Source organism: Streptomyces fumanus (assembly GCF_014655295.1).
Classification (GTDB): domain Bacteria; phylum Actinomycetota; class Actinomycetes; order Streptomycetales; family Streptomycetaceae; genus Streptomyces; species Streptomyces fumanus.
The window spans coordinates 63,940-82,520 of sequence record NZ_BNBI01000019.1 but is presented as its reverse complement, the minus strand read 5'-3'; the positions used below and the strand labels follow the sequence as shown (position 1 = coordinate 82,520).

The 18,581-nt window shown below is 74.3% G+C and carries 17 protein-coding genes; 4 read left to right on the top strand and 13 right to left on the bottom strand.

Translation table 11 applies throughout. The features are described from left to right. Positions 1-6: 6 nt before the first annotated feature. Together IE316_RS32015 and IE316_RS32010 are read right to left on the bottom strand one after the other, a co-directional pair. Positions 7-1,461, bottom strand: coding sequence for a peptidoglycan D,D-transpeptidase FtsI family protein (locus IE316_RS32015; RefSeq protein ID WP_190208045.1), 1,455 nt, complete (start codon positions 1,459-1,461; stop codon positions 7-9). Between the two features lie 81 nt (positions 1,462-1,542). Further along, positions 1,543-2,316 carry an IclR family transcriptional regulator gene (locus IE316_RS32010; protein WP_190208044.1) on the bottom strand — a complete coding sequence of 258 codons (774 nt, stop codon included), beginning with the start codon at positions 2,314-2,316 and terminating at the stop codon, positions 1,543-1,545. 101 nt (positions 2,317-2,417) lie between these two features. On the opposite strand from IE316_RS32010, the gene IE316_RS32005 reads away from it, so the two are divergent. Together IE316_RS32005 and IE316_RS32000 are read left to right on the top strand one after the other, a co-directional pair. Further along, the gene (locus IE316_RS32005; RefSeq protein ID WP_190208043.1) at positions 2,418-3,962 is read left to right on the top strand and encodes an aldehyde dehydrogenase (NADP(+)); all 1,545 of its coding nucleotides are present in this window, start codon (positions 2,418-2,420) and stop codon (positions 3,960-3,962) included. 33 nt (positions 3,963-3,995) lie between these two features. Continuing rightward, positions 3,996-5,075: an aminotransferase class V-fold PLP-dependent enzyme gene (locus tag IE316_RS32000; protein ID WP_373311376.1), complete on the top strand. Its 1,080-nt coding sequence runs from the start codon at positions 3,996-3,998 to the stop codon at positions 5,073-5,075. A gap of 72 nt (positions 5,076-5,147) precedes the next feature. Here IE316_RS32000 and thpD read toward each other — a convergent pair whose 3' ends face one another. The 5 genes from thpD to IE316_RS31975 form a co-directional block, all read right to left on the bottom strand. Further along, positions 5,148-6,041, bottom strand: a complete 894-nt coding sequence (thpD, locus tag IE316_RS31995; RefSeq protein ID WP_190208041.1) for an ectoine hydroxylase — start codon at positions 6,039-6,041, stop codon at positions 5,148-5,150. A 7-nt stretch (positions 6,042-6,048) separates the two neighbouring features. Beyond that, complete coding sequence (locus IE316_RS31990) at positions 6,049-6,453, bottom strand: ectoine synthase (protein ID WP_190208040.1); 405 nt, start codon at positions 6,451-6,453, stop codon at positions 6,049-6,051. 53 nt (positions 6,454-6,506) lie between these two features. Further along, complete coding sequence (gene ectB, locus IE316_RS31985; protein WP_190208039.1) at positions 6,507-7,778, bottom strand: diaminobutyrate--2-oxoglutarate transaminase; 1,272 nt, start codon at positions 7,776-7,778, stop codon at positions 6,507-6,509. A 70-nt stretch (positions 7,779-7,848) separates the two neighbouring features. Further along, the gene (gene ectA, locus IE316_RS31980) at positions 7,849-8,361 is read right to left on the bottom strand and encodes a diaminobutyrate acetyltransferase (protein WP_190208038.1); all 513 of its coding nucleotides are present in this window, start codon (positions 8,359-8,361) and stop codon (positions 7,849-7,851) included. Positions 8,362-8,667: 306 nt separating this feature from the next. Continuing rightward, complete coding sequence (locus IE316_RS31975; protein WP_190208037.1) at positions 8,668-9,771, bottom strand: pyridoxal-phosphate-dependent aminotransferase family protein; 1,104 nt, start codon at positions 9,769-9,771, stop codon at positions 8,668-8,670. A 251-nt stretch (positions 9,772-10,022) separates the two neighbouring features. Between IE316_RS31975 and IE316_RS31970 the strand changes: the two genes are divergently transcribed. Then, positions 10,023-11,114 (top strand): amidohydrolase family protein, encoded by a 1,092-nt coding sequence (locus IE316_RS31970; RefSeq protein ID WP_190208036.1) that lies wholly within the window; start codon positions 10,023-10,025, stop codon positions 11,112-11,114. Positions 11,115-11,306: 192 nt separating this feature from the next. Continuing rightward, positions 11,307-12,221: an SCO1860 family LAETG-anchored protein gene (locus IE316_RS31965; RefSeq protein ID WP_190208035.1), complete on the top strand. Its 915-nt coding sequence runs from the start codon at positions 11,307-11,309 to the stop codon at positions 12,219-12,221. Positions 12,222-12,245: 24 nt separating this feature from the next. On the opposite strand, the gene cobC is transcribed toward IE316_RS31965, so the two are convergent. Genes cobC through cobM form a run of 6 tightly spaced genes read right to left on the bottom strand, consistent with a single transcriptional unit; the run spans position 12,246 to position 18,512 of the window. Further along, positions 12,246-13,307 (bottom strand): Rv2231c family histidinol phosphate aminotransferase CobC, encoded by a 1,062-nt coding sequence (cobC, locus tag IE316_RS31960; RefSeq protein WP_190208034.1) that lies wholly within the window; start codon positions 13,305-13,307, stop codon positions 12,246-12,248. Next, positions 13,297-14,220: a sirohydrochlorin chelatase gene (locus IE316_RS31955; protein ID WP_190208033.1), complete on the bottom strand. Its 924-nt coding sequence runs from the start codon at positions 14,218-14,220 to the stop codon at positions 13,297-13,299. Before IE316_RS31955 ends, cobC begins: the two co-directional genes overlap by 11 nt. Next, entirely contained in the window at positions 14,217-14,801 is a 585-nt protein-coding gene (locus IE316_RS31950; RefSeq protein WP_190208032.1) for a precorrin-8X methylmutase, read from the bottom strand. The genes IE316_RS31955 and IE316_RS31950 overlap by 4 nt, the downstream gene beginning before the upstream one ends. Then, the gene (cobJ, locus tag IE316_RS31945) at positions 14,798-16,471 is read right to left on the bottom strand and encodes a precorrin-3B C(17)-methyltransferase (protein ID WP_190208031.1); all 1,674 of its coding nucleotides are present in this window, start codon (positions 16,469-16,471) and stop codon (positions 14,798-14,800) included. The genes IE316_RS31950 and cobJ overlap by 4 nt, the downstream gene beginning before the upstream one ends. Then, the gene (cbiE, locus tag IE316_RS31940) at positions 16,468-17,700 is read right to left on the bottom strand and encodes a precorrin-6y C5,15-methyltransferase (decarboxylating) subunit CbiE (protein ID WP_190208030.1); all 1,233 of its coding nucleotides are present in this window, start codon (positions 17,698-17,700) and stop codon (positions 16,468-16,470) included. The genes cobJ and cbiE overlap by 4 nt, the downstream gene beginning before the upstream one ends. After that, the gene (gene cobM / locus IE316_RS31935; RefSeq protein WP_190208029.1) at positions 17,697-18,512 is read right to left on the bottom strand and encodes a precorrin-4 C(11)-methyltransferase; all 816 of its coding nucleotides are present in this window, start codon (positions 18,510-18,512) and stop codon (positions 17,697-17,699) included. The genes cbiE and cobM overlap by 4 nt, the downstream gene beginning before the upstream one ends. Positions 18,513-18,581: the final 69 nt, after the last annotated feature.

Sequence of the window (18,581 nt, the reverse complement as noted above, 5' to 3'; positions counted from 1 at the left end):
GCCGCGCTAACCGGCCAGCGCGGCCCGCATCATCGCCCTGGCCACCGGTGCCGCCAGGCCGTTGCCGCTGACCTCCGAGCGGGCCGCGTCGGACTGCTCGACCATGACCGCCACGGCCACCTCCTGCCCGGAGGAGGACTCGGCGTAGGAGGTGAACCAGGCGTACGGCGTCTTGCTGTTGTTCTCGCCGTGCTGGGCCGTGCCGGTCTTGCCGCCCACGGTCACGCCGTCGATCCGGGCGTTGGTGCCGGTGCCCTCCTCGACCACCGTGCGCATCGCGGAGCGCAACTGCCCGGCGGTGGCGGAGCTGACGATCCGCTCGGTGCGCGCGCCCTTGTCGTAGTCCTGGAGCACATCGCCGCCGGCGTCGGTGGTCCGCGACACCATGTGCGGGGAGACCAGCTCGCCGTCATTGGCTATCGCCGCCGACACCATGGCCATCTGCAGCGGGGTCGCGGTCACGTCGAACTGGCCGATACCCGACAGGCCGGTCTGCGCCTCGTCCATGTCCTTCGGGTAGACGCTGGGATAGGCCCGTACCGGCACGTCCTGCGTCTGGTCGTTGAAGCCGAACTTCTCGGCCATCGCCCGGACCTTGTCCTGGCCCAGGTCGACGGCCATCTTCCCGAACACGTTGTTGCACGAGTACCGCAGCGCGGTGCGGATGGTGGCGTTCTCGCAGGGGGCGTTCGGGTTCTCGTTGGACAGCGGGGTGACGGTGCCCGGCAGGGTGTACGGGTCCGGGCTGTCGGTCGCCTCGTCCACCGAGCCGTACAGCCCGTCCTCCAGCGCCGCCGCCGCCACGACCAGCTTGAACGTGGAGCCCGGGGGCAGCGGCTGGCGCAGCGCCCGGTTGGTGAGCGGCTTGTCCTCGTCCCCGGTGAGCCGCCGCCACGCCTTCCCGGCCGTGTTGGCGTCGGTCAGCGAGGACGGGTCGTAGGACGGGGTGGAGACGACCGCCAGGATCCGGCCGGTCTTCGGGTCGAGGGCGACGGCCGCGCCCTTGGTGTCGCCGAGCGCCTCGAACCCGGCCTTCTGCACCGCCGGATCGATCGTGGTCACCACGTCGCCCGGGTCGGCCCGCCGGCCGGTGACGGTGTCCAGCACGCTCTTGAGCCGCGGGTCGGTGCCGTTGAGCAGGTCCTGGTAGATGCCCTCCAACTGGGTGGGGGCGTACGCCTGCGAGGCATAGCCGGTCACCGGCGCGTACAGCTCGCCGTCCTTGTACGTGCGCTTGTACGCGAGGTCGCCGGTGCTGGTCCGGGCCGAGCCGGTGACCGACTCGCCGGCCACGATGATGTCGCCGAGCGGCTCCGCGTACGTCTCGATCGCGTTGCGCCGGTTGTCCTTGTCGTCCGCGAGGGCCTGGCCTTCGTAGAACTGCACCCAGGTCGCCCTGACCAGCAGAGCGAACACCAGGAGCAGCGTGAAGACCGCCGCGCGCCTGATCGTCTTGTTCATCCCGCCGACAAGACGAACGGACCCCGGTGAATCGTTCCCGTCCACCCGGGTCCGGGACGGTTTCTCATCATTCGTTCATGATCACAGCCGCCGGGTGGCCAGGGTCAGCCGGTCGCGGGCGTCGAACAGGGCGTCCTTGACCATCTGCTCGTGCGCCGGGGTCAGCCGCGCCACCGGCACCGAGCAACTGATGGCGTCCCGCGCGGGGGTGCGGTAGGGGATCGCCACGCCGAAGCAGCGCAGCCCCAGGGTGTTCTCCTCGCGGTCCACGGCGAAGCCCTGCTCGCGCACCTGGTGCAGCTCCTCGATGAGCTTCTCCCGGTCGGTGATGGTGTGCTCGGTCAGCGCGGGCAGCGTCTGCGGCAGCAGCTTGCGGACCTGCTCGTCGGAGTAGGTGCTCAGCAGCGCCTTGCCCAGCGAGGTGGAGTGGGCGGGCAGCCGGCGGCCCACCCGGGTGAAGGGGCGCAGGTAGTGCTGGGACTGCCGGGTGGCCAGGTAGACCACGTTGGTGCCGTCCAGCCGGGCCAGGTGGATGGTCTCGGTGGTGTCGTCGGAGAGCCGGTCCAGCGTCGGCCGGGCCGCCGCGACCACCTCGTCGCCGTCGATGTAGGAGGTGCCGACCAGCAGCGCCCGTACCCCGATGCCGTACCGGGTGCCGGTGGCGTCGGTCTCCACCCAGCCCAGCTCGACCAGGGTGCGCAGCAGCATGTAGAGACTGGACTTGGGATAGCCGACGGCCTCCTGCACCGCGGCGAGCGAGTGCATGCCGGGGCGCCCGGCGAAGTACTCCAGCAGTTCCACCGTCCGCACCGCGGACTTGACCTGCGCTCCGCCGCCTGTCTCGCCTGCCGACATCGCCCTTGACCCCTTCGTTGGACGGGAAATAGTCTCCACTCATTCACCCATAGAGACAGCGTTCAGTATATCGAACGTCCCTAGATCTGGAGGGACCCGCGGTGGCAGCAGCACCAGTCTGGAGCGTCGACCCCCGTACCGGGAAGCAGCGGGAACAGGTCGCGGTGGAGGCCACGGCCCAGGAGGTGGACGCCGCCGTCCGCGCCGCGCACGCCGCGCGGGCGGCCCTCGCGGACCGCGCCGTCCGCGCCGCCTTCCTGCGCACCGCCGCCGACGAGCTGGAGGCCGCCAAGGAGGGCCTGGTCGAGGTGGCCGACGCCGAGACCGCCCTCGGCCCGGTCCGGCTCGGCGGCGAACTCGCCCGCACCTGCTACCAGTTGCGGGCCTTCGCGAAGATCGTCGACGAGGGCGAGTACCTCGGCGTGGTCATCGACCACCCCGACGACACCGCGACCCCGCCCATCCCCGACCTGCGCCGCTACAAGGTGCCGCTCGGGGTCGTCGCGGTCTACTCGGCCTCCAACTTCCCCTTCGCCTTCTCCGTGGCCGGCGGCGACACCGCCAGCGCCCTCGCGGCCGGCTGCCCGGTCGTGGTCAAGGCCCACCCCGACCACCCGGCCCTGTCCGAGCTGGTCGCCGCGGTGCTGCGGCGGGCCGCCGCCGCGCACGGCATCCCCGACGGCGTGCTCGGCCTGGTGCACGGCTTCGAGGCCGGCGTCGAACTGATCAAGCACCCGCTGGTCGCCGCCGCCGGGTTCACCGGCTCCATCCGCGGCGGACGCGCCCTGTTCGACGCCGCCGCCGCCCGCCCGGTCCCGATCCCCTTCCACGGCGAACTCGGCTCGCTGAACCCGGTGGTCGTCACCGAGGCCGCCGCCGCCGAACGCGCCGAGGCGATCGGCACCGGCCTGGCCGGGTCGATGACCCTGGGCGTCGGCCAGTTCTGCGTCAAGCCCGGCCTGGTGCTGGTGCCGTCCGGCGCGGCCGGCGACGGCCTGGTGAAGTCCCTCACCGACGCCGTCAGCGCCACCGACGCCGGGGTGCTGCTCGACCACCGGATGCGGGACAACTTCGTCGCGGGCGTCGCCGAACGGGCCGCACTGCCCGACGTGGAGGCCCCGGTGACGCCCGGCGCGGGCGGCGAGCACAGCGTCAGCCCCGGGTTCCTGACCGTGCCGGCCGCGAGGCTGGCCGCCGAGGGCGAGCACGACCTGCTCCTGGAGGAGTGCTTCGGGCCGGTCACCGTGGTCGCCCGCTACCAGGACGAGGCGGAGGCGAAGGCGGTCCTGTCCCGGCTGCCGGGCAACCTCACCGCCACCGTCCAGCTCTCCGAGGCCGAGGCGGCCGGCGAGGGCCGGGGCACCGAGATCCTCGCCGAGCTGACCCCGCTCGCGGGCCGCGTCCTGGTCAACGGCTGGCCCACCGGGGTCGCCGTCGCCCCCGCCCAGCACCACGGCGGGCCCTACCCGGCGACGACCTCCACCTCCACCTCGGTCGGCGGCACGGCCATCGAGCGGTGGCTGCGCCCGGTCGCGTACCAGAACGCGCCGGAGGCGCTGCTGCCGCCGGAGCTGCGCGACGACAACCCGCTGGGGCTGCCGCGCCGGTTCAACGGCCGACTGGAGCGCGGGGACCAGGCCGTATAAGGCCCCCTTGGGGTGATCGCGCGGAATTAACGGATGGACGAGGGGTCCCGGGGGCCGCACAGTAAGGCCATGGAGACCTTCGAGACCCTCGTCCGTGCCGAGTTCGAGCCGAAGAACACCTACCTCAACACCGCCAGCCTGGGCCTGCTGCCGGCCCGTACGGTGGCCGCGATGCGGGAGGCGACCGAGTCCGTGGCGGCCGGGCAGCCCTCCGACATGTTCGCCGACGTGGAGGCGGCCCGCGCCGCCTTCGCCCGGATCGCCGGGGTGCCGCCGACCCGGGTCGCGGCCGGCGCGTCCGTCGCCGTCTACAGCGGCCTGGTCGCCGCCGCGCTGCCCGCGGGCGCCGAAGTCCTCACCGCCGAGGGCGACTTCGCCTCCCTGGTCAACCCCTTCCACGCACGCGGCGACCTCAAGGTCCGCGCGGTGCCGCTGGAGCGGATCGCCGAGTCGGTCGGCCCGGACACCGCCCTGGTCGCCGTCAGCGCCGTGCAGTCCGCCGACGGACGGCTCGCCGACCTGGCCGCGCTGCGCGAGGCGGCCCGGACGCACGGCGCGCGGACCCTCGTGGACGTCTCCCAGTCGGCCGGCTGGCTGCCGCTGACCGCCGGCGACTTCGACTTCGTCGCCATGGTCGCCTACAAGTGGGTGTTCTGCCCGCGCGGCGTGGCCTTCCTCGTCGTCCCCGAGGACCTCGGCGGCCTCACCCCGCTGTTCGCGGGCTGGGCGGCGGGCGAGCACCCCTGGCAGAGCACCTACGGCCCGGTCACCGAGTACGCCCGCTCCGCCCGGCGGTACGACGAGAGTCCCGCGCTGCTGTCCTACACCGGCGCCCGGCACTCCCTCGCCCTGGTCGAGGAGCTGGGCGTGGACGCGGTGCGCGCCCACGACCTGGCGCTCGCCGACCGGTTCCGGGCGGGGCTGGCCGCGCTGGGCCACGAGCCGGTCGACGCGCCCGGCTCCGCCATCGTCTCGGTGCCCGGACTGGGCCACCGCCAGGCCGAGCTGAGCCGGGCCGGCATCGAGGTCGCCGACCGGGCCGGGAACCTGCGGGCCGCCTTCCACGTCTACAACACCGCCGCCGACGTCGACCGGCTGCTGGACGCGCTGTAGAGCACGTACGCGCACGCGACCGGGCCGGTGCCGCCCGTCCCGCACGGACGAAGGCACCGGCCCGGTGGGTGGTCAGCGCACCGGGGTGAAGTCCCGCGCGCCGATGAACTCGGGCCGCCGTACCGGCGCCGCGAAGGGCTCCACCGCCGCGTTCTCCACGCTGTTGAAGACGATGAAGACATTGCTGCGGGGGAACGGCGTGATGTTGTCGCCGGAGCCGTGCATGGCGTTGCAGTCGAACCAGGTCGCCGACCCCGCCTTGCCGGTGAACAACTTGATGCCGTGGTCGGCGGCCATCCGCGTCAGCGCCTCGTCCGACGGCGTGCCCGCGTCCTGCATCTGGAGCGACTTCTTGTAGTTGTCCTTCGGCGTGGCCCCCGCGCACCCCAGGAAGGTCTTGTGCGACCCGGGCATGATCATGAGCCCGCCGTTGGTGGCGTAGTTCTCGGTCAGCGCGATCGAGACGGAGACCGTGCGCATCCGGGGCAGTCCGTCCTCGGCGTGCCAGGTCTCGAAGTCGGAGTGCCAGTAGAAGCCGCTGGCCCCGAAGCCCGGCTTGACGTTGATCCGCGACTGGTGGACGTAGACGTCGGAGCCGAGGATCTGCCGGGCCCGGCCGACCACCCGCTCGTCGCGCACCAGTTGCGCGAACACCTCGCTGATCCGGTGCACCTCGAACACGGACCGGATCTCCTGGGACTTCGGCTCCACGATCGAGCGTTCGTCGGCGCGCACGTCCGGGTCCTCGACCAGGCGGTTCAGCTCGTCCCGGTAGCCGGCCACCTCGTCCTCGCCGATCAGCTCGTCCAGGGCGAGGAAGCCGTCGCGTTCGAAGGCGTGCAGGTCGGCCGGCCCGAACGGTCCGGGCGCGTCGGGGGCGCCCCAGACCACCGGGTCCTGCCGGGGGGTGGCCACCTCGGTGGCGCCGCGGGTGGGGTACAGGTCGGTGACGGTGGTCGCGGTCACGGTGGACTCACACCTCCTCGGGTTCGGTGAGCAGCGGGTAGACGCCGTTCTCGTCGTGGTCCTCCCGTCCGGTCACCGGGGGGTTGAAGACGCAGATGCAGTGGAAGTCCTCGTTGACCTTGAGCGTGTGCCGCTCGTGGCCGTCGAGGAGGTACATGGTGCCGGGTGTGATGCGGTACGTCTTCCCGGTCTCGCGGTCGGTCAGCTCGGCGTCGCCCTTGGTGCAGACGACGGCCTCGATGTGGTTGGCGTACCACATGTCGGTGGAGGTGCCGGCGTAGAGGATCGTCTCGTGCACGGAGAAGCCGACCTTCTCCTTGGCCAGGACGATGCGCTTGCTCTCCCAGGTGCCGGACGCGCTCCGCACGTGCCGGTCGGTGCCTTCGATCTCCTTGAACGAACGGACGATCACGGTGCTGCGATGCCTCCTAGGTGGGGGTTCGGGGGAGTGGGGGTGGCGCCGGGTCAGACGGTCTCGCGGACGGCGCGGGCGAGCAGCGTCATGCCCTCGTCCAGCTCGTCGGGGGTGACGGTGAGGGCGGGGAGCAGCTTGACGACCTCGCTCTCCGGGCCGGACGTCTCGATCAGCAGCCCGAGTTCGAAGGCGCGCCTGGCGATCCGGCCGGCCCGCTCCTTGTCGTGGAACTCCAGGCCCCAGACCAGTCCGCGGCCCCGGTACTCCTTGATGTCGGCGAGGTTCTCCTCGGTGATCGAGATCAGGTGCTGCTCGATCTGCTCGCCGCGGGCGCGGGTCTGCTTCTCCATCGCCGCGCCGTCCGTCCAGTACGTCTCCAGGGCGGCGGTGGCGGTGACGAAGGCGGGGTTGTTGCCGCGGAAGGTGCCGTTGTGCTCGCCCGGCTCCCACACGTCCAGCTCGGGCTTGAACAGGCACAGCGACATGGGCAGTCCGTAGCCGCTGATCGACTTGGAGACGGTCACGATGTCGGGGGTGATGCCGGCCTCCTCGAAGGAGAAGAACGCGCCGGTGCGCCCGCAGCCCATCTGGATGTCGTCGACGATCAGCAGCATGTCCTGCCGCTCGCACAGCTCGGCCAGGGCGCGCAGCCACTCGGGCCGGGCCACGTTGATGCCGCCCTCGCCCTGCACGGTCTCCACGATCACGGCGGCCGGCTTGTTCAGGCCCGAGCCCTGGTCCTCCAGGAGCCGCTCGAACCAGAGGAAGTCGGGGACCTGGCCGTCGAAGTAGTTGTCGAACGGCATGGGCGTGCCGTGCACCAGCGGGATGCCGGCCCCGGCCCGCTTGAAGGCGTTGCCGGTCACGGCGAGCGAGCCCAGCGACATGCCGTGGAAGGCGTTGGTGAACGACACGATCGCCTCGCGGCCCTTCACCTTCCGGGCCAGCTTCAGCGCGGCCTCCACCGCGTTGGTGCCGGTCGGCCCCGGGAACATGACCTTGTAGGGCAGGTCGCGGGGGCGGAGCACCAGGTTCTGGAAGGTCTCCAGGAAGCGGCGCTTGGCGGTGGTGGACATGTCGAGGCCGTGGGTGACGCCGTCCCGTTCCAGATAGTCGATCAGCGCCCGTTTCAGCACCGGGTTGTTGTGCCCGTAGTTCAGCGAACCGGCTCCGGCGAAGAAGTCGAGGTACTCGTGGCCGTCCTCGTCGTACATGCGGCTGCCGTGCGCGCGGTCGAAGACGGTGGGCCAGCCGCGGCAGTAGCTGCGTACCTCGGACTCCAGGGTCTCGAAGACACTCAGGTCGGGCTGGGTGATGGTCACGGCGAAACGCTCCTCGTGGGTGAGGGGGTGAGGGGGTGAGGGGGGTCGAAGTCGGTCAGAGGGTCCGGTGTCAGCGGGCGGGCGACAGGGGGCCGATCCGGTGCAGGACCTCGGGCTCGTGCGGTCCGTCGGGGAACAGACCGGCGTCGAACAGCACCTCGCGCTCCAGGCCGGCGCCGTGCCGCTCGGCGAACGAGGCGAACAGCCGCTGCGAGGCGAAGTTGTCCGGGCTGATGGTGGTCTCCAGCGTGGTCAGCCCCCGCTGCGCCACCAGCCGGGCGGCCAGACCGTCGAGCAGGGCGGCGGCGAGCCCGCGACCGCGGTACGCCGCGTCCACCGCCACCTGCCAGACGAACAGGGTGTCGGGGCGGTCCGGCCGCACATAGCCGGTGACGAAGCCGACCGCTTCGCCGCTCTCGGCGCGGGCGACGGCGGAGGTGGCGGCGAAGTCCCGGCACCACAGCAGATAGCTGTAGGACGAGTTCAGGTCGAGCACCTTCGAATCCCTCGCTATCCGCCACAGCGCGGCCCCGTCCGTCACTCTCGGACAGTCGATTTGCAGGTCTGCGTGTGCGGCAGTCATGCGAAGTGAAGTTACCCAGCGGAATTCAAAAATGCATCGCCGGACGGGGTTACGGATGCGCGTGTCGTGTGTTATTGCGCGGACCCGGGTGCTCACGCGAGAAGGCGGGGTTATGGGATGATTTGCACCGGATATAAAGCACAAATCGGGCCGTTTGTGTGACGGGTCACACTCACCTGATCCGCCCGGAGTGTTCGCGGAATCTTGGCGTTTAGCCTTCTGGAAAGCGGGCAGAAGATTACGGGAATTATGCTTGCTATATCCAGGAAAACACGCGGGAATTCGCAGCGGGAAAAGATCCGCCGGTTACGCGGGCCAGGTCTCCTCGACCGCCCGCGACGCGGCGTCCGGGTCGGCCGGCCGGCCCTGCTCGGCCAGCGCGGCACCGAGCGCCGCCAGGCTGCCGCGCACCGCCTCGCGGGTCGCCAGCGGCCCGTAGTGGTTGACCCGGATCATCTCCCGGGCCAGCGCGCCCCCGCCCGCCGCCAGCGGCAGCGCCGGGTCCGCGCGCAGCGCGCGTGCCACCAGCTCGGCGGCGTCCACCCCGGCCGGCGTCCGCAGGGTGGTGGCGACCGGCGCCGCCTCCCGGGCCCGGTGCACGTACGGCTCCAGGCCGCCGCCCAGCGCCAGCACGCCGGCCCGGGTGGCCGCCGCGGCCGAGGCGTGCCGCGCCATCACCGTCTCCAGGCCCTCCGCCTCGATCCGCTCGACGCACGCCTCCAGGGCGAGCATCTCCAACTGCGCCGGGGCGTGCAGCAGTGCCTTGCGCCCGCCGTCGATCCAGCGCTCCTTCCAGTCCAGCAGCGACAGGTACGACCGGCGCGGCGCCCGCGGGTTGGCCGCCATCCGCGCCCACGCCCGCTCGCTCACCGACACCGCCGACACGCCCGCCGGGCCGCCCATCGCCTTCTGCGCCCCGATCACGCACAGGTCCACGCCCCACGCGTCCGGCAGCACCGGCTCCGCGCCGACGGAGGCGACGGCGTCCAGGTAGAACAGCGCGCCGTGCGCCTTCACCACCTCGCCGATCTCCGCGACCGGGTTGGTGTTGCCGGTGGCCGCCTCGGCGTGCACCAGGGAGACGAAGTCGGTCTCCGGGTGCTCGGCGAGCGCCTCGGCGATCCGGTCGGCCGTCACCGCCGTGTGGAACGGCACCGCCAGGTCGTGCACGGTCGCGCCGCAGTCCCGCAGCCAGTCCCCGAAGGTCTGCCCGTACGGCCCGGTGATCACGTTCAGCGCCACGGTGCCCGGCCCGGCCGTCCCGCGGATCGCGCCCTCCAGCGGCAGCAGCGCCTCGCCCTGCGTGATCACGACGTCCTGCGCGGTGTCCAGCAGCCGGGCCACCCGGGCCTCGATGGAGGCGAAGCGGTCGGCGCTCAGCGGGGCGAGGTCGAGGAGGGGGTGGCTCACGGCGGTGCTCTTTTCGATCACGGTCAGCGGGACGGACTGCGTTCTTCGGCGGTACGGACGGTGTGCGTCGGGTGTGTTCGTCGGGATCAGGTGAGACGAGGGTAACCGCGGGCCCGCCCGGCACTCCCGCCGGAGCCGGTTGGTTGCGACACCGCCACGCCCGGAACCGCGGATTCCGCCGTGGTGGCGGGGCCGGCGGACCCTTCCGCCCGCCTCCTTTGCCGCCCGGGACAGGCCCTAAGGTGCCGGGCATGAGCGATCACACGGTGCTGCACGTCAAGGGTCGGGTGCTGGTCGGGCCGGAGGAGGTCCGGGACGAGCTGTGGGTGATCGGCGGGCGGATCTCGTACGACCGGCCGGCGGGGGCCGCCGAGGTCCGCACGGTCGAGGGGTGGGTGCTGCCCGGCCTGGTCGACGCGCACTGCCACGTCGGTCTGGACCGGCACGGCGCGGTGCCCGCGGAGACCGCCGAGAAGCAGGCGCTGACCGACCGGGACGCGGGCGCGCTGCTGCTGCGCGACGCGGGCTCGCCCTCCGACACCCGCTGGATCGACGACCGCGAGGACCTCCCCAGGATCGTCCGGGCCGGCCGGCACATCGCCCGGACCCGCCGCTACATCCGCAACTACGCCTGGGAGATCGAGCCCGAGGACCTCGTCGCGTACGTCGCCCAGGAGGCCCGGCGCGGCGACGGCTGGGTGAAGCTGGTCGGCGACTGGATCGACCGCGACCTGGGCGACCTCGCGGCGTGCTGGCCGCGCGGCGCGGTCGAGGCCGCCATCGCCGAGGCGCACCGGCTCGGCGCCCGGGTCACCGCGCACTGCTTCGCCGAGGACTCCCTGCGCGACCTGGTCGAGGCCGGCATCGACTGCGTCGAGCACGCCACCGGCCTCACCGACGACACCATCCCGCTCTTCGCCGAGCGGGGCGTGGCCATCGTGCCCACCCTCGTCAACACGGCCACCTTCCCCGGCCTGGCCGACGGCGGCGAGGCCAAGTTCCCCCGCTGGGCCGCCCACATGCGCCGGCTGCACGCCCGCCGTCACGACACCGTCCGCGACGCCTACGACGCGGGCGTGCCGGTCTACGTCGGCACCGACGCGGGCGGCACCCTGCCGCACGGCCTGGCCGCCGCCGAGGTCGCCGAACTGGTCACCGCGGGCCTCCCGCCCGTCGCGGCGGTGGCGGCGACCACCTGGGCGGCCCGGGAGTGGCTCGGCCGGCCCGGCCTGACCGAGGGCGCCCCCGCCGACCTGGTGGTGTACGAGGCGGACCCGCGCGCCGACGTGCGGGTGCTGGCCGCCCCGCGCCGGGTGGTGCTGCGCGGACGCGTCGTCGGCTAGCCCGCGGGGACGGGAGGGACGCCGGGGCACACCCGTGCCGGAGGAATCGAATACGTACGCGGAAACTCCACGATGGTGTGAAGCGTCATCAGGCGGCTGACGGCCGGTCGCCGGGGCGGACATCCTGACGGGGTCCCGAGCACATCGCTCATGCGTGCCCCGCACGCATGTCTTCCTGGGGGTCCCACCACAGTGAACCGCACCACCTCCCGCCTGCCCGCCCGCCGGCTCGCCACCGTCGCGGCGGCCACCGCCCTGGCCGCCGGTCCCGCGACCCTGGGCACGGGCACCGCCCACGCCACCGGGCCCGCCGGCCCGGGACGGGCGAGCGCCGTCGTCCTGCGCACCGGCCTCGACGTGGGCCTGCTGAACAAGACGGTACGGGTCCCCCTCGCCGTCTCCCTCAACGAGGTCCAGGCGCCCGCCAGCGCCCGGAAGACCGCGCTGACCGCCACCCTGGACGGCGTGGACGGCGGCAGGCCGTTCAGCGTCCTGCGCGCGGACGTCGCCGACGCCGAGGCCACCGTCACCGGCGGACGCGCGCAGGGCCGTACCGAACTCGCCCGGGCCGCGGTGCACGTGCCCGGTCTGCCCCTGCTCTCCCTGATCGAGGTCGCCCAGGTCACCTCCCGGGCCGTCTGCGCGGCCGGGAAGGCCCCCGTCGCCGACGCCGAACTGCTGGGCCCGGTCACCGTCCTCGGCAAGAAGGTCACCCTGACCGCGGGCGGCACCACCCAGGTGACGGTGCCGGGCGTCGGCGAGGTGCAACTGGACCTGTCCGAGGAGGAGACCACCTCCCGTACGGCCGCCGCCACCGCGCTGCGGCTGACCGTCTCCGTCGACCCGCTGAAGCTGAACGTCGCCGAGGTCGAGGGCACGCTCACTCTGGCGCGGGCCACCTGCGAGACACCCGGCGCGGACGGCGGCCCCGCCCCCGCCGGGTCCGAGCGGCCGGGCGCCCAGGTGGAGCCGCAGGGCGCCCCCGCCGAGGCCGGCCTCGCCGAGACCGGCGGGAACTCCGCGACCCCGTACGTGGCGGGCGGCGCCGTCGCCCTGGTCGCCGCGGGCGGCGGCGCGCTGCTCGTCGCCCGGCGCCGGCGCGGCTGACCCGGCTGACCCGCCTCTCCCGGCTCACCCGGCGGTTTCGGTCACCGCCCGCCGCAGTGCCGCCAGGAACCCGTCCGTCGTCGCCCGGTCCCGTACCGCCAGCCGCAGCCACCGCGGCCCGAGCCCCGGGAAGGTGTCGCCGCGCCGCACCGCGTACCCCAGGGCGCGCAGCCGGTGCCGTACGGCGGCCGCGTCCGGCAACCGGACCAGTACGAACGGACCCTCGGCCGGTGTCACCACCCGCACCCCGGCACCGGCCAGCCCGGCGAGCCCGGCCACCAGGTGGGCGCGGTCCGCGGCGACGCGGTGGGCGGCGTGCGCGGCCTCCGCCAGCGCCCGGGGCCCCACGCACGCCTCGGCCGCCACCAGCGCGGGCGTCGACACCGGCCACAGCGGCTGGGCCCGTGCCAGCTCCGCGACCGTCTCCGGGGCGGCGAGGACATAGCCGACGCGCAGCCCCGCCAGGCCCCAGGTCTTGGTGAGGCTGCGCAGCACCACCAGGCCGGGCACGTCCGTGCGCCCGGCGAGGGCCTCCCGCTCGCCCGGCACCGCGTCCATGAACGCCTCGTCCACCACCAGCGTCCGCCCGGGCCGGGCCAGCGCGGTGAGCGCCTCGGCGGGGTGCAGGACGGAGGTCGGGTTGGTCGGGTTGCCGACCACCACCAGGTCGGCGCCCTCGGGGACGGCCGCCGGGTCGAGCCGGAAGCCGTCCCCGGGCCGCAGCAGCACCCGGTCGACGGTGTGCCCGGCGTCCCGCAGCGCCGCCTCCGGCTCGGTGAACTGCGGGTGCACCACGACCGGCCGGCGCACCTTCAGCGCCCGCGCCAGCAGCACGAACGCCTCCGCCGCGCCCGCCGTCAGCAGCACCCGCTCCACCGGCAGCCCGTGCCGGGCCGCCACCGCCGCCCGGGCCGCCCGCCCGTCCGGGTAGGCGGCCAGGGAGCCCAGCGAGCGGGCGATCCGCTCGCGCAACCAGGGCGGGGGCGTGTCCGCGCGGACGTTGACCGCGAGGTCGACCAGGGCCGAGCCGTCGTCGCGGACCTCGGCGTCGCCGTGGTGCCGCAGATCGGGGCCCTCAGTGAGCATGGGAGTGGGCGTGCCCGTGCCCGTGCCCGTGACCGTGCCCGTGGTGGTGGTGGCCGTCGTCGTCCGGGTGGAAGTGCGGCTGCTGCGGCAGCCCCACCTTGTCCTCGAAGCCGGGCAGCGCGATCCGGTACACGCAGGAGTCGCAGTTCATCCGCAGATCGCCCTTGACGGCCTCCTCGTACCGCTCCCACACCAGGTCCAGCAGCTCCGGCTCGGGCCCGATGACGTCGGCGGAGCGCACCTCGGCGGCCGGGTGGGCGGCGGCCCACTCCTCGGTCTGGAGCCGCACCCGGTCCGGCAGGACGCCGGTGAACAGGAAGTACGGCAGGACGACGATCCGCCGGGCGCCCAGCGTCAGGCACCGGTCCAGGCCGCTCGGCACGTCCGGCCGGGCCAGCGACACGAACGCCGTCTCGACGCCCGCGTACCCGCGGCCCTCCCACAGCAGCCGGGCCGCCTTGAACACCTCGGCGTTGGCGTCCGGGTCGGTCGAGCCGCGCCCGACCAGCAGCACGGTCACCTCGGCCGGGTCCCAGGACGGGTCGACGGCCTCCGCCAGGCGCCGGTCCAGGACGCGCAGCAGCGCCGGGTGCGGGCCCAGCGGGCGGCCGTAGGTGTAGCTGATGCCGGGGTGGCGTTCCTTCTCCCGGGCCAGCGCGGCCGGGATGTCGCCCTTGGCGTGTCCGGCGGAGACCAGCATCAGCGGCACGGCGGCGAACCGGCGCACGCCCCGCTCCACCAGTTCGGTCACCGCGTCGCCCAGCGGCGGCGGGGACAGCTCGATGAAGCCGCCCGCGACGGGCAGCGCGGGGTGGCGGCGGCCCAGTCGCCGGACGAAGTCGCGGAACGCCTCGGCTCCGGCCTCGTCCCGGGTGCCGTGGCCGGCGATGAGCAGGGCGGGCGGGGTGGTCACAGGGTCTCCTCGGAAGTGGGGTGGTACAGCAGGGCGTTGAGCGCGGCGGCGGCCACCGCGGAGCCGCCCTTCTCGGACACGTTGCTCACGGCGGGCAGTCCGCTCTCCCGCAGCGCCGCCTTGGACTCGACCGCGCCGACGAAGCCGACCGGCAGCCCGATCACGAGCGCGGGGTCGGCGTCGAGGGTGAGCAGTTCCTCCAGCGCGGTGGGCGCGTTGCCGATCACCCACAGCGCGCCGGGGCCGACCTCCTGGTAGGCCAGGCGCATCCCGTGCGCCGAGCGGGTCAGCCCCGGCCCGGCGACGGCGTCCTTCAACCGGCAGACGGTCTCCCGGCGGGTGATGCCGGCGCCGACCATCTCCACGTCGACGACGACCGGCGCCCCGGCGTGCAGCGCGGCATGGGCCTTCACCAGGTCGCCCTCGTCCATGACGAGGTCGGTGGCGTACTCCAGGTCGGCGGCGGAGTGGACGACCCGCTCCACCACCGCCCGGGTCAGCGGCGGGAAGCGGGAGGTGTCCAGGCGGGCGCGCAGCCGCCGGTAGGACTCCTGCTCGATGGGGTGGACGACACGGTTCACCGGGCGGTCTCCTCCTGCCAGCGGTAGCCGCGCGGGGTCACCATGCGCCCCGCGATCTCACGGGTCGCGGTGTTGCCCACCGTCACGACCGTCATCATGTCCACGCGGGCCGGGTCCAGCGCCGCGAGGGTGGTCAGCAGGCGGGACTCGTCGGCGCGGGAGGCGTTGCGCACGACCCCCACCGGCGTGGCCGGCTCCCGGTGCTCCGCGAGGATCGCCAGGGCCTTGGGCAACTGCCAGTCCCGGCCCCGGCTGCGCGGGTTGTAGAAGGTGACCACCAGGTCCGCCTCGGCCGCCGCCCGCACCCGCCGTTCGATGACCTCCCACGGGGTGTGCAGGTCGGACAGGCTGATGGAGACGTGGTCGTGGCCGAGCGGCGCGCCGAGCACCGCCCCGGCCGCCAGCGCCGCCGTCACCCCGGGCACGCCGACCACGTCGATGTCGTCGGACGCCTCGGCCAGCGCCGGCGAGGCCATCGCGTACACGCCCGCGTCCCCGCTGCCGATCAGCGCGACGGCGTGCCCCAGCCGGGCCTGTGCGACCGCGGTGCGGGCCCGCTCCTCCTCGGCGCCGAGCCCCGACTCCAGCACCCGGGTGCCCGGGCGCAGCAGATCGCGGATCTGGTCGACGTACTGGTCCAGGCCGACCAGCACCGAGGCGCGGCGCAGCTCCTCGCGGGCGCGGGGGGTGAGCAGGTCCCGGGCGCCGGGCCCGAGCCCGACCACCGCGAGCCGCCCGCGGCCCGGGCGCCGGACCACCGCGCAGGTCGCCATGGCCGACTTCCGCTTGGGCACGAGCAGGTCGCCGCCGCGCAGCAGCGCCGCCGCCTCGGCGACGGACGGCGTACCGACGGCGGCGAGCGGCGCCTCCGACGGGTTCGGCACCTCGACCCGGGCCAGCTCCCCGGCCGGATACGTCACCAGGGGCACCCCGAGCCGCTCGGCCGCCGCGACGATGCCGGGCTCCTCGGCCTTGGCGTCCACGGTGGCCAGCTCCGCCAGGGACGCGGGGGACAGGCCCGCCTCCCGCAGGGCGCCCTCGACCAGGGCGAGGATCTCCTCGGCGGGCGCGTTCCGGGAGGCGCCGACGCCGGCCACCAGGGTCGGCGGGCGCAGCACGGCCTCCCGCTCGCCGGGCTCGACCACACGGTCGGTCACCCGGATCACGTACGCCCCCCGCTCCGCGACCGGCAGCGGCGGCAGCGGCCAGGGCACCTCGGCGCGCAGCGCGACCGGTTCGCCGTCCAGCAGCGCCCGCGACACCGCCGCGACCGCGCCCTCCACCGGCAGCCCGAGGGTGTCCAGACCGGGCAGGCCCACCGCGTCGGTCGCCGTGGTCACCACCGGCTCCGCGCCCAGCACCCCGGCCACCTCGCGGGCCAGGTCGTTGGCCCCGCCGCCGTGCCCGCCGAGCAGCGCCACGGCGAACCGGCCGGCCTCGTCGACGGCGACCACGCCGGGGTCGGTCCGCTTGTCCGCCAGCAGCGGCGCCACCAGCCGGACCACGGCCCCCGTGGCCAGGAAGCAGACGAGCCGGTCGCACTCGGCGAACGCGGTCCGCACGGCGTCCGCGACGGGACCGCCGTAGACCCGGACGCGGTCCGGCCACGCCGCGGCCAGCCGGTCGCGTGCCGCCGCTCCCGCCGCGGTGGCGGAGATGAGGCCGATCACTGGAGAACTCCTTCGGTACGGGCGTGAGGTCGCAGGCCCCACAGCAGAAAAACGGGGTTGGCCGCCGCGAGCCGGGTCACGTCCCCCGGCAGCGGCGCGAGCCGGGACGACTGGAGCAGCACCCCGTCGCACTCCAGACCGGCGTCGAGCAGCGCCCGCCGGGCCACCGGCACCCGGTCCAGGGCGGCCATGGCCACCACCACCGCCCGCCGGGCGCGCCGTGCGCAGGCCGTGACGATGTCCGGCAGCTCCCGGCCGCCGCCGCCGACGAACACGGCGTCCGGGTCGTCCAGGCCGTCCAGCGCCGCCGGCGCCGCCCCCCGCACCACCCGTACGTCCACGCCGTGCGCGGCGGCGTTGGCGCGGACCCGGGCCGCGCCGTCGGCGGTCTTCTCCACGGCGACGGCGGCGGCGCCCAGCTTCGCGCACTCCACCGCGACGGACCCGGAGCCCGCGCCCACGTCCCAGACCAGGTCGCCGGGCCGGGGACCGAGCCGGGCCAGCGCCAGGGCCCGCACCTCGAACTTGGTGATCATCGAGTCGCGGTGGGCGAAGGCGTCCTCGGGCAGCGCCCAGCCGGCCGGCCCGGGGTCCGCTCCGGCGAGCGTGCGCACCGGGCCCACCGCCCGTTCCCCGGCCAGGCAGAGCACCACGCTCACCGCGGGGCCCCAGTCCCGGGCGGCGGCCTCGGCGGGCGTCACCCGCTCCACCCGCTCGCCGGCCGAGCCCAGCGCGGAGGCGACGACCAGGGTCCGGGCGTCGTGGCGCAGCGCGGCGCCCAGCTCGGCGGGCCCGGCGCCCGGCCCGGTCAGCACGGCCGTCTTGGGCCGCGCCCGGCACACGTTCACCGCCGTCCGCAGGTCCCGTCCGTGCGCGCTGACCACCACCGCGTCGTCCCACGGCAGCCCGATCCGCGCGAACGCCGCCGCCACCGAGGAGACCCCGGGCCGTACGTCGAGCCGCTCCGGCCCGAACCGCTCCGCCAGCACCCGCACGATCCCGAAGAACCCCGGGTCCCCGGAGGCCAGCACCAGCACCCGCCGCCCCTGCGCCACGTACCGCGCGATGCGGTCCAGGGCGGGCGCCAGCGCCCCCAGCACGACCCGCTCGGCCGACTCCGGTACCGGCGCCGCGTCCAGGTGCCGGCGCCCGCCGACGACCAGCTCGGCACCGGCGGTCACCTCGGGGCCGGGCGGCGCACCGACGCCGGTCCCCACCACCGTGATCATGTGCTGGCACCCCGTTCGCGCAGCGCCCTGCGGGCCTCGGGGTCGGCCTTGCGGAAGCCGTGGAAGTGCCCCGGGTGGTACAGGTGCGAGCGGGTGCCGTGCGCGTCGAGGGCCGGTCCGACCAGGAACAGCGTGTGCTTCCACAGCTTGTGCTCCTTGACCGTCTCCTCCAGCGTGCCGATCGTGCACCGCACCACCAGCTCCTCCGGCCAGGTCGCCTGGTAGGCGACGACCACCGGCGTGGACGTCGGGTAGCCGCCCTCCAGCAGCTCCCGCACCAACTGGCCGCTGCGCGCCGCCGAGAGGAACACGGCCATGGTGGTGCCGTGCTTGGCGAACTCCCGGACCTCCTCACCGGGGGGCATCGGCGTCTTGCCGCCGCCCAGCCGGGTCAGGATCACCGACTGCGCGACCTCGGGCACGGTCAGCTCCCGCCCGGCCAGCGCGGCCACGGCCGAGAACGACGACACCCCCGGCACGATCTCCGTCGCCACGCCGATCTCCGCGCACCGGTCGAGCTGCTCCTGCGTGCCGCCCCACAGCGCGGGGTCGCCGGAGTGGATCCGGGCCACCTTCAGCCCGTCCCGGTGGGCCCGCTGGTAGACGGCGACCACGTCCTCCAGCGACATCGTCGCCGAGTCCAGGACCTCCGCGTCCGTCCGCGCGTGCGCCAGGACCTCCGCCTGCACCAGGCTGGCCGCCCAGATCACCACGTCGGCCTCGGCGATGGCACGCGCGGCACGGAACGTCAGCAGGTCGGCGGCGCCGGGGCCGGCACCGACGAAGGTCACCTTGCCGGGGGCATCGGCCATGGGAATACGGTCCTCTCCTGAAGAACGGAAAAAAGCGGGAAAAAGTGGGCATCTCGCCCGCCGGACGGC